This is a genomic window from Saccharothrix violaceirubra (genome assembly GCF_014203755.1).
Taxonomy (GTDB): domain Bacteria; phylum Actinomycetota; class Actinomycetes; order Mycobacteriales; family Pseudonocardiaceae; genus Actinosynnema; species Actinosynnema violaceirubrum.
The window spans coordinates 2,180,660-2,193,716 of sequence record NZ_JACHJS010000001.1; the positions used below are offsets into that span (position 1 = coordinate 2,180,660).

Sequence of the window (13,057 nt, forward strand, 5' to 3'; positions counted from 1 at the left end):
ATCCGAGGCATCCGAGGACCGGAGGTGGCCATGACCCGTACGCAGGCACCCAGGTCGTCGCCTTCCCGGACGTCGCCTTCCCACCTGTTGCCCACCGAGGAGCCGTTGGCGCTGCTGCGCCCCGACGGCACCCCGGTCGAGGGCTCGCCGCTGGTCATGCCGGCCGACGACGTGCTGGTCGAGCTGTACCGGCGGATGGTCGTCGGCCGCCGGTTCGACACCCAGGCCACGGCGCTGACCCGGCAGGGCCGGCTCGCGGTCTACCCGTCCTCCCGTGGCCAGGAGGCGTGCGAGATCGCCCCGGTGCTCGCGTTGCGCCCCGACGACTGGCTCTTCCCCACCTACCGCGACTCGGTCGCCCTGGTCAGCCGGGGCATCGACCCGGCGCAGACGTTGACGCTGCTGCAAGGCGGCTGGCACCTGGGCTACGACCCGTACGAGCACCGCGTCGGCCCGCAGTGCACGCCGCTGGCCACGAACACCCTGCACGCCGTGGGCTTCGCGCACGCGGCCCGGCTCAAGGGCGAGGACACCGCCGCGCTCGTGCTGCTCGGCGACGGCGCGACCAGCGAGGGCGACACGCACGAGGCGTTGAACTTCGCGGGCGTCTGGCAGGCACCCGTGGTGTTCCTGGTGCAGAACAACGGCTACGCGATCAGCGTGCCGCTGGACAAGCAGACCGCCGCGCCGACGTTGGCGCACAAGGGCATCGGCTACGGCGTGCCTTCGGTGCTGGTCGACGGCAACGACGCGGCGGCCGTGTACGCGGTCGTGCGCGATGCCCTGCGCACCGGCGGGCCGACGCTCATCGAGGCGTTGACGTACCGCATCGAGGCGCACACCAACGCCGACGACGCCACCCGCTACCGCACGTCCGACGAGGTCGCCGCGTGGCTGGCCCGTGATCCCGTCGACCGGCTGTCCGCCTACCTGACCGCACGCGGCCTGCTCGACGAGCGGACGAAGGACGACGTCGCGCGGGAGGCCGAGACGTTCGCCGCGGCCGTCCGCGCCGCGCTCAACGTGGACGTCGAGCCCGACCCGGCCGACCTGTTCGAGCACGTCTACGCGACCATGCCCGCGCACCTGCGCGCCCAGGCGGAATTCCTGCGCGAGGAGTCGGCATGACCGTGTCCATGGCCGGGGCGCTGAACAAGGCGCTCGCCGACGCGTTGGACGCCGACCCGACCGTGCTGGTGTTCGGCGAGGACGTCGGTCCGCTCGGCGGCGTGTTCCGGGTGACCGACGGCCTGGCCGCGAGGTTCGGCGACCGGCGGGTGTTCGACACCCCGCTGGCCGAGTCGGGCATCGTCGGCACCGCGATCGGCATGGCCATGAACGGGCTGCGGCCCGTGGTCGAGATGCAGTTCGACGCGTTCGCCTACCCGGCGTTCGAGCAGATCACCAGCCACCTGGCCAAGCTGCGCAACCGCACGCGCGGCGCGGTGTCGTTGCCCGTGGTGATCCGCGTGCCCTACGGCGGCGGCATCGGCGGCGTCGAGCACCACTGCGACTCGTCCGAGGCGTACTACACGCACACGCCGGGGCTGCGCGTCGTCACGCCCGGCACGCCCGACGACGCCTACCGGCTGCTGCGCGCGGCCATCGACTCGCCGGACCCGGTGATCTTCCTCGAACCCAAGCGCCGCTACTGGTCGAAGGGCCCGCTCACGGACGAGTCGCTCGCGTTCGACCGCGCGGTCGTGCGGCGACCCGGCGCGGACGTCACGCTCATCGCGTACGGACCGATGGTCGCGACCGCCTTGGAGACCGCCGAGGCGGCCGAGGAGGAGGGCTGGGACGTGGAGGTCGTGGACCTGAGGTCGTTGGCGCCGTTCGACGACGACACCGTGTGCGCGTCCGTGGTGAAGACCGGGCGCGCGGTCGTGGTGCACGAGGCGTCCGGGTTCGGCGGCTACGGCGCCGAGGTGGTCGCCCGGGTCACCGAGCGCTGCTTCCACCACCTGCACGCGCCCGTGCTGCGGGTGACCGGCTTCGACATCCCGTACCCGCCGCCCAAGCTGGAGGAGTTCCACCTGCCCGGCGTGGACCGCATCCTCGACACCATCGGCCGGTTGCAGTGGGACGACGAGGTCGTGGCGGCCCGCCGTGGCTGACTTCCGCCTGCCCGACCTGGGCGAGGGCCTGACCGAGGGCGAGATCGTCGCGTGGCTGGTGTCGGTCGGCGACACCGTGGCGGTCGACCAGCCCGTGGTCGAGGTGGAGACGGCCAAGGCGGTCGTCGAGGTGCCGTGCCCGTACGCGGGCGTGGTGACCGCGCGCAACGGCGAGGCGGGGGAGAAGCTCGCGGTCGGGTCCGTGCTGCTGACCGTCGACGGCACGGCCGCGGCGGAGGTGCCGGAGTCCTCCGAGTACAGCGGCAATGTGTTGATCGGGTACGGCACTTCCGACACCAGGCGCCGCCGCGGGCCGCGGCGGTCCGCCGTGCCCGATGCCCGTGAACCGGGTGCGGTCGGTGGGCCGGGCGGGCCCGGAACGGCTCGTGCCACGCGGGAGGTCGACAGGTCTCGCGCCACCGGTGTCACCCAGGGCGCGCGAGCGGATCAGGGTCCCGGCGTGATCTCGCCGATCGTCCGTCGGATGGCCCGCGAGCGCGGAGTCCCGTTGGAGCGCATCACGGGAACCGGTCCGGGCGGGGTGATCCGCCGCGCCGACGTGGAGAGCGCGTCCACCCCGAAGGGCCGACGGATTCCGTTGACGGGCCTGCGCGGCGCGGTCGCCCGGAAACTCGCCACCTCGCGCCGCGAGATCCCCGAGGCCACGGTCTGGGTCGACGTGGACGCCACCGGACTGCTCGCCGCCCGCGCCGCCCTGCCCGGCGTCTCCCTGCTCGCGCTGCTGGCCCGCTTCACGATCCTGGGCCTGCGCCGGTACCCGGAGCTGAACTCCCGTGTCGAAGGCGACGGGATCGTGGTCCTCGACGGGATCCACCTCGGCTTCGCCGCCCAGACCGAGCGTGGCCTGGTCGTGCCGGTGGTGCACGACGCCCACACGCTCACGACGGGCGCGCTCGCGGAGGCGATCACCGGACTGGCCGCGTCCGCCCGGGAGGGCACCCTCGCGCCCGCCGTGCTCACCGGCGGCACGTTCACCCTCAACAACTACGGCGTGTTCGGCGTGGACGGCTCGGCCGCGATCATCAACCACCCCGAGGCCGCGATCCTGGGCCTGGGCCGGGTCATCGACCGGCCGTGGGCCGTGGACGGGCGGCTGGAGGTGCGCAAGGTCGCCCAGTTGACGCTCGCCTTCGACCACCGCGTGTGCGACGGCGGCACGGCCGGCGGCTTCCTGCGCTACGTGGCCGACTGCGTCGAGGCTCCGATAAAGGCTTTGCGCGACCTTTAACGTGGACGGCGTGACCCCCGACTACCCCGTGCGGACGGCACGCCTGGTGCTGCGGCCGTTCACCGCCGCCGACGAAGCCGCCCTGCACTCCTGGGAATCCCGGCCCGACGTGGTCCGCTACCTCTACGGCGAGGCGCGCACGCCCGACGAGAGCAAGGTCAACCTGGCCCGCAAGATGTCCGTGCCCTGGCCCGAGAAGGAAGGCCAGGACCTGTGCCTGGTGATCGAGCGCGACGGCGTCGCGGTCGGCGAGGCCGTGCTGAAGTACCTGAGCGAGGAGCACCGCCAAGGCGAGATCGGCTACATCGTGCACCCCGACCACCACGGGCACGGCTACGCCACCGAGGCCGCCGCCGCGATGCTCGAACTCGGCTTCGGACTGCTGAAGCTGCACCGGATCGTGGCGAGTTGCGACGCGCGCAACGACGCGTCGTGGGGCGTGATGGAACGCCTGGGCATGCGGCGCGAGGCGCACTTCAAGCACAGCGAGCTTTTCAAGGGCGAGTGGGGCGAGGAGTTCGTCTACGCCATCCTCGAGGACGAGTGGCGTACGTCTCCGTTGGCGGCCAACGGAATCCGGGTGTAGAGAAGCCGGCCTCCGGCGGGGGATCATCACCCCATGCTGGAGTTCGGCGAGGACAACGACGTCGGCTACGACTGGTGGGTGGCGGCGAACCCCAACCAGTTCGTGATCGACGCGGAACCCTCCTTCGACATCACCACGATGGTGCTGCACCGGGTCGTGTGCCGTACCGGGATCGCGCGCGACCACGTTCGGATCTGCGGCACCCGCCGCGAACTGGAGACCCGCTATCCGCGGGTGCGGGCGTGCGCGGACTGCATGGCGGGTCGGTGGTGAGTCACGTCTGGTACGTCGCGTACGGCTCGAACGTGCTCTACTCCCGCTTCGCCTGCTACCTGCGGGGCGGCACGCCGGAAGGCACCACGCACGTCTACCCCGGCTGCCGCGACCGCACGCCGCCGGCCGCCGACGTGCCGCTCACGGTCCCCGGCCGGCTCTACTTCGCCACCCACTCCCCGGTGTGGGGCGGCGGCCGGGCGTTCCTCGACCCGGACGCCGACTCGACGGTGGCCGCCCGCGCCTACCTGATCACCGCCGGCCAGTTCGCCGACGTGGCCGCGCAGGAGATGTACCGCGAGCCCGGCGAGGAGTTCGACCTGTCGACCGTGCTGTCGGTCGGGCGGCACGAGTTCGGCACCGGGCGTTACGAGACCCTGGTGTGCCTGGGGCACCGCGACGGGCACCCGCTGCTGACGTTCACCTCGCCCTGGCGGCCGGCCGACGTCGAGCACGTCCCGCCCTCGGCGGCGTATCTGGGCGTGATCGCGCGCGGACTGGTCGAGTCGCACGGCTTCACCGACGCGCGGCTCGCGGACTACTTCGCGGGCACGGCGGTGAGGTCGCCGTCCTGACCGGCCGCGCACCGGGCGGCCTGGTCGGTGGTGCGCAGGAACGCGGTCACGCACCGGGCGACCTGGTCGTGGCCCAGGGCGTTGGGGTGGAAGGACTCCTGGAACACGTGCCGTGCGCGCTCGTCGTCGCGCAGCCCCTCGAAGTCCACCGTGAGCCGGGTGAACCACTCGGTCTCCGGCCGGTCGCCACCCACGCACGCCTCGTGTCCGGCGCCCGCGCCGGACAGGTCGAGGAAGCGTGCGCCCACGGAGTTCGCGGCCGTGCGCAGCGACGCGGACAACTGGCCGACGGCCGTGTTCTTCACCCACTCCAGGTCGCCGGCGCGCAACGGGCACCCGGCCAGGTTCTGGAGGTCGGCGGGCAGGTCCGGCGCGACCGGTGAGGCGTAGGACTGGAGGACCAGCGTGTAGGCGCGTTGCGTGTAGCCCTCGTTGCGCAGCACGAGCTGCACGTCCCGCAGCGCGCGCTCGACCTTCGGCGTCATCTTGGCCACGCGCTGCTTCCACTCGCCCGACAGGGACTTGGCGCAGTCGGACTTGCGCTCGAACCACGCCTTGAGGCACGTGTTGAGCACGTCGGAGAACCGGGGGTCGTCGTTCGCGCCGACGGCCACGAGCACGACCGTGACCCGGTATTCACGGGCGATCGCCGCGAGCCGGCGGGCCTGGGAGCCCTCGGTGTTGCGGACTTGATCGGTCAAGCCGACCTGTTCGGAGTTGGCGCCCGAGCACGCCAGGTTGAACACCTTGTCGACGCCCGCCCGGGTCTTCCACACCGAGGCGTTCGCCGACCGGTGGCACCAGTTGCCGTCGACGCCGTCCGTGCCGGCTTCGTAGTCGCCCGCGCCCTCGCCGGACATCGTGCTGTCGCCCAGCGCCACCATCGCGGTCGGCGCGTCCGGTCCCGGTCCGGGTGCCGGCGGGAACGGCGAGTCGGCGACCAGCAGCAGTACCGCGACCAGCGGTACCACCAGGACCAGGGCGAGCAGTCGGCGCGGCATCGGCGATCACTCTACGGACCGGCACCCGGACGGAGCAGCGCGTGCGCTGCGATGCTCAGCCGAGCGCGGTCAGCAGGTCGGTGAGCGCCCGGCCCAGCGGGAGGTCCACGAGCACGGACGCGTGGGCGTCGCCGCGCGTCTCGCCCCGGTTGACGATCACCACGGTCCGGCCGGTCCGGGCCGCCCGCTCGACGAACCGCAGCCCGGACCGGACGGTCAGCGACGAGCCGAGCACGAGCAGCGCGTCGGCCGCGCCCACGAGCGCGTAGCAGCGGTCCACCCGGTCCTTGGGCACGTTCTCGCCGAAGAACACCACGTCGGGCTTGAGCACGCCGCCGCAGTCCGCGCACGCCGCGACCCGGAACCCGCGCACCACGTCGTCGGGCAGCTCCACGTCGCCGTCCGGGTTCACCCGGGACGCGTCGGCGGAGAACTCCCCGTTGAGGTCGCGCAGCCGCCGGTCCAGGTCGAGCCGGCCGGTGACCACGCGGCAGTCCAGGCACACGACCCGGTCGATGCCGCCGTGCAGCTCGACCACGTCCGGCGTGCCGGCCGCGCGGTGCAGGCCGTCCACGTTCTGCGTGATCACGCCGGTCAGCAGGCCCCGGTCGTGCAGTGCGGTCACGGCGTGGTGCCCGGCGTTGGGCGTGGCGCCCGCGAGCAGGCGCCAGCCGACGTGGCTGCGGGCCCAGTACCGTCGACGGTTGTCCGCGTCGGCGACGAAGTCCTGGTAGGTCATGGGCGTGTGGGTGCGCAGGCTGCCCGTGGCGCCCCGGTAGTCGGGGATGCCCGACTCGGTGGACAACCCCGCGCCGCTGAGCACGAGCACGTTGCCCGCGCCGACGACCCCGACCACCTCGTCCAGGCTGGTGGTGCGGGGCCGGGGCGGGCCGGTCGGCGTCCAGGTCAGCGTCGGCTTGGTGCGCACGTCGGCGAGCGTAACCGCGGCTCAACGCCGGCGGTCGGTGATTTCCACGCCGTGCGCGGCCAGGGCCCGCTCGAACGCCCGCGGGTCGTCGGGCGTGACGACCGGCTTGACCGTGCGCCCGGTGTCCACGACGTACGCGGTGGTCCGGCCGGACCGGCCGCCGTCGAGGTTGAACCAGCGGGTCGGGTTGGCCGTGCCCCACAGCCGCAACCGGCCGGTGCGGGCCGTGAGCGGATAGCGCAGGACGCGCACGACGCGGTCGTACGGCACGCGCTTGGCCGTCAGCGTCGGAAAGTAGTAGCGGCGGATCACGAGGGCGTCGTCCCGGCACAGGACCGAGCCGTCGCGGTAGTCGGTGTCGGTCATGGTCCACCTCCCGTATTCCACCTTACCGGGAGGAACCCTCGTGTTCAGCGTTCCGTGGCCGACACGTCGACCGCCGTTCGGCCCGGTGGGGTACCACTGGCTGGTGCTCGACCACGCGCCCGACCTCGCCGCCCTGTTCCCGGAACTGTCCGACGACACGCTCGTCGTGGACTACGACGACGCCGAGGACCCCGTCCTGCGCCGCGCCGACGGGTCGTCGATCGACACGTGGCGCGAGAACTACCCGTACCAGGAGCGGATGTCGCGCGAGGAGTACGACCTCCTCAAGCGCCTGCTCCAGATCGAACTGCTCAAGCTCCAGTACTGGATCAAGGACAACGGCGGCCGGATGGTCGTGGTGTTCGAGGGCCGGGACGCGGCGGGCAAGGGCGGCACGATCAAGCGGTTCACCGAGCACCTCAACCCGCGCGGCGCGCGGGTCGTCGCGCTGGGCAAGCCGACCGAGCGCGAGCAGGGGGAGTGGTACTTCCAGCGCTACGTCGACCACCTGCCCACCGCCGGCGAGATCGTGCTGTTCGACCGGTCCTGGTACAACCGGGCCGGTGTCGAGCGCGTGATGGGCTACTGCACCGACGAGCAGTACCACCGGTTCATGCACCAGGCGCCGCGCTTCGAGCAGATGCTCGTCGACGACGGCATCACGCTGGTGAAGCTGTGGTTCTCGGTCTCCCAGGCCGAGCAGCGCACCCGGTTCCTGATCCGCCAGGTCGACCCGGTGCGGCAGTGGAAGCTCAGCCCCAACGACCTGGAGTCGTTGGACCGCTGGACCGCCTACACCCGGGCCAAGGTCGCCATGTTCCGGGAGACCGACACCACCTCGGCGCCGTGGACCGTGGTGAAGAGCAACGACAAGAAGCGGGCCCGCGTCGAGGCGATGCGCAGCGTCCTGGCCCGATTCGACTACGCGGACAAGGACCACGAGGTGGTCGGCGCGCCCGACCCGCGTGTGATCGGTCCGGCCGCGACGCTGCTGGAGGAAGGCGAGCACTGACGGCGTTCCCCGGACACGACGCGCGGTGCGCTGCCATGATCCCGATCATGGGGAATCCGAGCACTCCGCGCGAGTTCGCGGAACGGATCGTGTCATTGGGCCTGGCCGCGCCCGAAGCGGCGGCGGAGTTCGCCGACTGGGAACTCGACGAGGAGGACGACCCGCTCCGCACCTACCACGAGATCCTGATCGAACTGGGCCTCGCGGTCCAGGTACCGGTCGGCGACACCGACGACCTCGAGCGGACCTATGCGGACGTACTGTCCGAAGTGGTCGGACTGACCGGCGGTGCGGTCGAGGTCGCGGACGTGCGGCTCGCCGACGACCTGAGGTCGATCGCGTTCACGATCGACGGCGTGCGCAAGGAGTGGCACACCGAGCACCACTCCACCCGGCACCTCGACCAGTTGGCGATCTACGAGTTCGTGTCGCTGTTCGACCCGCCGGACGGGCGCCGCTTCCGCGGGCTCGGCCTGGCGGACGACTACGACGACCCGGTCTACCTGCTGGCGACCGAGGAGCACGCCCGGGTGTTGGCCGACGAGTTCGGCGTCACGTCGTGACACCGGTGGTGGGGCGGGGAATTCCCGCCCCACCACCGGTCACGGCGCGACCGGGCCCGGGACGTGGTGCAGGTAGGTGCCCGCCCAGTCGATGGCGTCCTTCGGTCGCTTGGCCGGGAGCGCGGGCACGAAGTTCGCCGCCTCGTCCGTGCTGCCCGACCCGTCGTAGCGGGCGGTCAGCGGGTACGGGAACACCGGGCGCGTGCGGACCACGTTCCCGTCCCCGTCACGACCGGTCGCGACGACGCGTTCGGGCGCGCGATCCTGTTCCACCCACGAGAAGAGTTCCTTCAGCGGGTCGAACTCGGTGAGCGTCGTGCCGCCGAAGCAGTGGTACATCGCGGGCACGGCGAACAGGCGTGCCCACCGCCGCGTGGCCGCCGGGCCGCCACTGGTCCTGGTCAGCCGCTCGTAGTAGTCGAGCGTGCTGTCCGCCGGGATCGCCTGGTCGTTCCACCCGTGCCAGAGCACGAGCTTGCCGCCCGAGCGGCGGAACTCCGACAGGTCCAGGCTCATCGCGTTGCCCCGTGCGCCCTCCACGCCGATCCGGCGCAGTTCGGCCTGCGTGAACGGCACGGCGTCGACCGACGAGTGCGGCGTCCCGATCGGGTAGCCCGCGTACCGCAGGTAGTTGTCCGCCAGCGTCCGGGCGAACGCCTCGCCGTACTCGGGTGCGGGCACGATCCAGCCGTACCAGGCCAGTTCCGACCCGTACGCCTCGTTGCCCGGGTAGAGCCGCACGCCGGCCGCGTCGGTCGGCCCGGCGTAGAGCTTGCGGGCCGTGTCGACCTGGGCATCGGTGAGGCACGTCGGCGCGTCGCCGGTCGCGCAGCGCAGCGTGCCGGGGTCGAAGTCGCAGCGGCGCGGGTCGTCGAGCTGGCGGTCGACCAGGCCGTCGATCCCGTCGCAGCGGGCCAGCACGGCTTCGTGCAGCACGGGCAGCTTCGGCGCGGTGAGCACGGAACCGCCCGCCGCGTCGGTGTTCACGCGGGTGAGCCACGCTTCGTAGAGGACGAGGGCGCCGAAGTAGGCGCCCGGCGCGGCCGAGACGATGCCGTCGAAGTCGTGCGGGTAGCGCTGGGCGAGCAGGAGCGCTTCCTGGCCGCCGTTGGAGCACCCGGTGAAGTAGGACTGACGCGGGCCGGCGCCGTAGAACGCCTTGATCACGGCCTTCGACGCCAGCGACGTGACATGCGGTGCGCGGAACTGCCAGTCGTCGCGGGCCTTCTGGTCGTTCGCGGCCCAGGTGGCGTCGAAGAACGGCGTGGCGCCGGTGCCGACGTGGCCGTCGTCGGTGCTCGCCACGGCGGCGTCCCCGGGTCGGGGGCCGCACCGCTCGGGGAACTCCGGCGCGTACAGCTCGCCGCACAGGCCGCCGCAGCCGTACTGCACGTAGCGGCCCGAGTAGCCGGCGGTCGGCAGGCGGAGCTGGAAGCGGACCTTGTCGTCGACGTGGCCCCGGACGTCGCAGTGCGCGATGCCGTCGGTGACCGGCGTCGCGGAGGTGACGTGCGCGCGGGTGCCCGGGAGGTCGTAGTCGCGGACGAGAGAGCCGCAGTCCACGACGGGCCGGCCGGTGTCCGACGGTTCGGCCGTCGCGGTGACCGTGCCGCCGACCAGGAGCGCGAGCACGGATAAGCAGAGCAGGAGTCGCCTCATCGAAATGCCCCCCATGAGATGTCGATGTGCCCTCAGCGTATTGGATGGTCATGATCCGCGGTGGGGGCAGCGGAACCGATCCGTGGCGGAAACCGGCCGACGGGCTTGACACCGGTCACATGGTCTAGTCCAATTTTCCCACCTGGAGGCCGCCACCGCTGGGAGGGGACGCATGTCTCGCAGAAACATCGCGGCGAAGGCCGCGGCCGTCGCCGTGCTGGTGCTCGGAGCGGTGGTGGTCGGCTTCGCGCCCGCTTATGCCGCGTCGGTCACCGCCACGTTCGCCAAGACGTCCAGCTGGTCGTCCGGGTACACCGCGCAGTACACGATCAAGAACGAGACCAGCACCGCGATCTCGTCGTGGAAGCTGGAGTTCGACCTGCCGTCGGGCACCACGGTCGGCGCGTACTGGGACGCCCTGCTCACCTCGTCGAGCGGGCACAGCACGTTCACCAACCGCAACTACAACGGCACGATCGCGCCGGGCGCGGTGGTCACGTTCGGCTTCAACGCCACCGGCACCGCCGACCCGACCGGCTGCAAGCTCAACGGCGCCTCCTGTTCGGGCACCCCGACGATCACCACGACGACGACGACCACCACGACGCCGCCGACGTCCACCACCATGCCGACCTCGTCGTCCACGACCACTACGACGACGACCACCACCACCAGCACGACCACCACCACGACGACGTCGACGAACCCGAACAACCCGCTGCCCAAGCGCGCCCTGGTCGGCTACCTGCACGCCAGCTTCGCCAACGGCTCCGGCTACATCCGGATGAAGGACGTCTCGGACGACTGGGACATCATCAACCTGTCGTTCGCCGAGCCCACCTCCGTCACCTCCGGCGACCTGCGCTTCGCCCAGTGCCCGGTGGCCGAGTGCCCGAACGTCGAGTCCGAGGCCGAGTTCGTCGCGGCCATCAAGGAGAAGCAGGCCAAGGGCAAGAAGGTCCTGATCTCCATCGGCGGTCAGAACGGCCAGGTGCAGCTCACCACGACGGGCGCCCGTGACGCGTTCGTCCGCTCGGTCGGCGCGATCATCGACCGCTACGGCCTGGACGGCCTGGACGTCGACTTCGAGGGCCACTCGCTGTCGCTCAACGCCAACGACACCGACTTCCGCAACCCGACCACGCCGGTCATCGTCAACACGATCGCCGCGCTGCGGGCGCTGAAGGCCAAGTACGGCAGCAAGTTCGTGCTCACGATGGCGCCGGAGACGTTCTTCGTCCAGGTCGGCTACCAGTTCTACGCGGGCAACGGCGGCGCGGACCCGCGTGCCGGGGCTTACCTGCCGGTCATCCACGCCCTGCGTGACGACCTGACGCTGCTGCACGTCCAGCACTACAACTCGGGCCCGATCATGGGCCTGGACAACCAGTACCACACGATGGGCGGCGCGGACTTCCACGTCAGCATGGCCGACATGGTGCTCCAGGGCTTCCCGGTGCGCGGCGACGCGACGAAGTTCTTCGCCGGCCTGCGTCCCGACCAGGTCGCGATCGGCCTGCCCGCGAGCATCAACGCGGGCAACGGGTTCACCTCGGTGGCCGACGTGCACACCGCGTGGGACTGCATCACCAAGGCGAGCCGCTGCGGTTCCTACAAGCCGAAGAGCACCTACCCGGACCTGCGCGGCCTCATGACGTGGTCGATCAACTGGGACAAGTACAACAACTTCGAGTTCTCCAAGAACCACCGCGCGTACCTGCCGCGCTCCTGATCGCCACGCCGACAGGCCCGCACCCTCCCGAGGGTGCGGGCCTGTCGCACGTTCGGCCCGCGCCCGTTCGGGTATCCACTGTGGACGGTGATAACGCGGGGTGCCCGAGGGTCGATGCCGTGGAGGTGACCACCGCGCTGCGCCTCGGCTCCGGAAGCCTCCTGCGCATCCCGCTGCTTGTCCCGCTGACCGCCCTCGTGCTCCTCCTGCTGCTGATCCCGGTCGGGCCCCGCCAGGTGACCGATTCCCTGTACCGGGTCGACACGCCGGGGTTCTCCGTGAGCCACCGTGACCTGGTGTGCGTCGCCGAGGACGCCGACCACCGGCGCTGCGTCGTGGACGTGGCCGGGCGGGAGCTTTCCGTCAGGTCCGACCTCGAACCCCTGGGCGGGACGTGCTCGGCCCGGTTCGACGGCCGTGTCCTGTCCTGCATGAAGGCGGGCCACTACGGGCCGATCCGGCCGTGGGTGCTGCTGGACGGGCCGACCCTCTCCGACGTCGACACCGCCGCCGCGCGGGCGTCGTTCCCGTGGTGGCAGGCGCTCATGGACAGCTACGGGCTGTTGGTGGTCCTCGGCGTCGCGCTGCTGCTCGCCGTGACCGCGTCCGTCCTGGCGTTCCTCGCGTCGGGCCGGCCGCACCCGCCCCACCCGCACCAGGCGTGGTACGCGCTGGTCAACGGCGGGGTCGTCCTCGGCCTGCTCCTGGTGGCGGGCGCGGTGTTCCGGGACGCGGGGGTGGCGGACGCCCTGGCCGGGCCGGTGGCACCGATCACCGCGCCACTGGTGGTCATGCCGATCTGGCAGTGGCACGCGGGCGGCGGCGGGTGGACGCGGACCGAGCACACCGCGGTCGCCTTCCTGGCGACCCTGGTGTCGAGCGTGATCCTGCTCGGCCTCATCGGGTCGCTCGCCGGCTTCCCGGACTGAACCGCCGGCCGGGACCGGGCCTTCCGCGATTCGGCGCAACACCGCCACCGCCGTTCGGTCCGCGCCC

General features: G+C 71.7%; 14 protein-coding genes. 10 read left to right on the forward strand and 4 right to left on the reverse strand.

The features are described from left to right. Positions 1 to 30: 30 nt before the first annotated feature. The 6 genes from F4559_RS10805 to F4559_RS10830 are packed head-to-tail and all read left to right on the forward strand — an operon-like array spanning position 31 to position 4,800. Positions 31 to 1,128, forward strand: a complete 1,098-nt coding sequence (locus tag F4559_RS10805) for a thiamine pyrophosphate-dependent dehydrogenase E1 component subunit alpha (protein ID WP_184668070.1) — start codon at positions 31 to 33, stop codon at positions 1,126 to 1,128. After that, positions 1,125 to 2,117: an alpha-ketoacid dehydrogenase subunit beta gene (locus F4559_RS10810; RefSeq protein ID WP_184668071.1), complete on the forward strand. Its 993-nt coding sequence runs from the start codon at positions 1,125 to 1,127 to the stop codon at positions 2,115 to 2,117. Before F4559_RS10805 ends, F4559_RS10810 begins: the two co-directional genes overlap by 4 nt. Beyond that, the gene (locus F4559_RS10815) at positions 2,110 to 3,366 is read left to right on the forward strand and encodes a dihydrolipoamide acetyltransferase family protein (protein ID WP_184668072.1); all 1,257 of its coding nucleotides are present in this window, start codon (positions 2,110 to 2,112) and stop codon (positions 3,364 to 3,366) included. The genes F4559_RS10810 and F4559_RS10815 overlap by 8 nt, the downstream gene beginning before the upstream one ends. Before the next feature lie 10 nt (positions 3,367 to 3,376). Further along, a complete protein-coding gene (locus F4559_RS10820) occupies positions 3,377 to 3,952 on the forward strand; it encodes a GNAT family N-acetyltransferase (RefSeq protein WP_312865576.1) in 576 nt (191 codons plus the stop codon). A 33-nt stretch (positions 3,953 to 3,985) separates the two neighbouring features. Continuing rightward, the gene (locus F4559_RS10825) at positions 3,986 to 4,225 is read left to right on the forward strand and encodes a hypothetical protein (protein WP_184668075.1); all 240 of its coding nucleotides are present in this window, start codon (positions 3,986 to 3,988) and stop codon (positions 4,223 to 4,225) included. Further along, positions 4,195 to 4,800 (forward strand): histone deacetylase, encoded by a 606-nt coding sequence (locus F4559_RS10830; protein ID WP_312865577.1) that lies wholly within the window; start codon positions 4,195 to 4,197, stop codon positions 4,798 to 4,800. The genes F4559_RS10825 and F4559_RS10830 overlap by 31 nt, the downstream gene beginning before the upstream one ends. On the opposite strand, the gene F4559_RS10835 is transcribed toward F4559_RS10830, so the two are convergent. From F4559_RS10835 to F4559_RS10845, 3 genes are read right to left on the reverse strand one after another with little or no spacing between them, the layout of a single operon-like run. Then, positions 4,764 to 5,801 (reverse strand): GDSL-type esterase/lipase family protein, encoded by a 1,038-nt coding sequence (locus F4559_RS10835; RefSeq protein ID WP_184668077.1) that lies wholly within the window; start codon positions 5,799 to 5,801, stop codon positions 4,764 to 4,766. The two genes, F4559_RS10830 and F4559_RS10835, sit on opposite strands and share 37 nt — an antisense overlap. Positions 5,802 to 5,856: 55 nt before the next feature. After that, positions 5,857 to 6,729: an NAD-dependent protein deacetylase gene (locus F4559_RS10840; protein ID WP_184668079.1), complete on the reverse strand. Its 873-nt coding sequence runs from the start codon at positions 6,727 to 6,729 to the stop codon at positions 5,857 to 5,859. A 21-nt stretch (positions 6,730 to 6,750) separates the two neighbouring features. Beyond that, positions 6,751 to 7,095, reverse strand: coding sequence for a PH domain-containing protein (locus tag F4559_RS10845; RefSeq protein ID WP_184668080.1), 345 nt, complete (start codon positions 7,093 to 7,095; stop codon positions 6,751 to 6,753). Between the two features lie 40 nt (positions 7,096 to 7,135). On the opposite strand from F4559_RS10845, the gene ppk2 reads away from it, so the two are divergent. Further along, entirely contained in the window at positions 7,136 to 8,107 is a 972-nt protein-coding gene (ppk2, locus tag F4559_RS10850) for a polyphosphate kinase 2 (RefSeq protein ID WP_312865578.1), read from the forward strand. A 47-nt stretch (positions 8,108 to 8,154) separates the two neighbouring features. Continuing rightward, complete coding sequence (locus F4559_RS10855) at positions 8,155 to 8,670, forward strand: hypothetical protein (RefSeq protein WP_184668084.1); 516 nt, start codon at positions 8,155 to 8,157, stop codon at positions 8,668 to 8,670. Positions 8,671 to 8,709: 39 nt separating this feature from the next. Here F4559_RS10855 and F4559_RS10860 read toward each other — a convergent pair whose 3' ends face one another. Continuing rightward, entirely contained in the window at positions 8,710 to 10,329 is a 1,620-nt protein-coding gene (locus F4559_RS10860) for a tannase/feruloyl esterase family alpha/beta hydrolase (protein WP_184668085.1), read from the reverse strand. A 172-nt stretch (positions 10,330 to 10,501) separates the two neighbouring features. Here F4559_RS10860 and F4559_RS10865 point away from each other — a divergent pair, with 172 nt between their 5' ends. Together F4559_RS10865 and F4559_RS10870 are read left to right on the forward strand one after the other, a co-directional pair. Next, on the forward strand, positions 10,502 to 12,061 hold the full coding sequence (locus F4559_RS10865; RefSeq protein WP_184668086.1) for a chitinase: 1,560 nt from the start codon (positions 10,502 to 10,504) through the stop codon (positions 12,059 to 12,061). A 119-nt stretch (positions 12,062 to 12,180) separates the two neighbouring features. Then, positions 12,181 to 12,990: a hypothetical protein gene (locus F4559_RS10870; RefSeq protein ID WP_184668087.1), complete on the forward strand. Its 810-nt coding sequence runs from the start codon at positions 12,181 to 12,183 to the stop codon at positions 12,988 to 12,990. Positions 12,991 to 13,057: the final 67 nt, after the last annotated feature.

Excerpts from the sequence above, each read along its gene's own strand:
- F4559_RS10805 (WP_184668070.1), top strand. The coding sequence starts at position 31 with ATGACCCGTACGCAGGCACCCAGGTCGTCGCCTTCCCGGACGTCGCCT.
- F4559_RS10810 (WP_184668071.1), top strand. The coding sequence starts at position 1,125 with ATGACCGTGTCCATGGCCGGGGCGCTGAACAAGGCGCTCGCCGACGCG.
- F4559_RS10825 (WP_184668075.1), top strand. The coding sequence starts at position 3,986 with ATGCTGGAGTTCGGCGAGGACAACGACGTCGGCTACGACTGGTGGGTG.
- F4559_RS10835 (WP_184668077.1), bottom strand. The coding sequence starts at position 5,801 with ATGCCGCGCCGACTGCTCGCCCTGGTCCTGGTGGTACCGCTGGTCGCG.
- F4559_RS10845 (WP_184668080.1), bottom strand. The coding sequence starts at position 7,095 with ATGACCGACACCGACTACCGCGACGGCTCGGTCCTGTGCCGGGACGAC.
- F4559_RS10855 (WP_184668084.1), top strand. The coding sequence starts at position 8,155 with ATGGGGAATCCGAGCACTCCGCGCGAGTTCGCGGAACGGATCGTGTCA.
- F4559_RS10860 (WP_184668085.1), bottom strand. The coding sequence starts at position 10,329 with ATGAGGCGACTCCTGCTCTGCTTATCCGTGCTCGCGCTCCTGGTCGGC.
- F4559_RS10865 (WP_184668086.1), top strand. The coding sequence starts at position 10,502 with ATGTCTCGCAGAAACATCGCGGCGAAGGCCGCGGCCGTCGCCGTGCTG.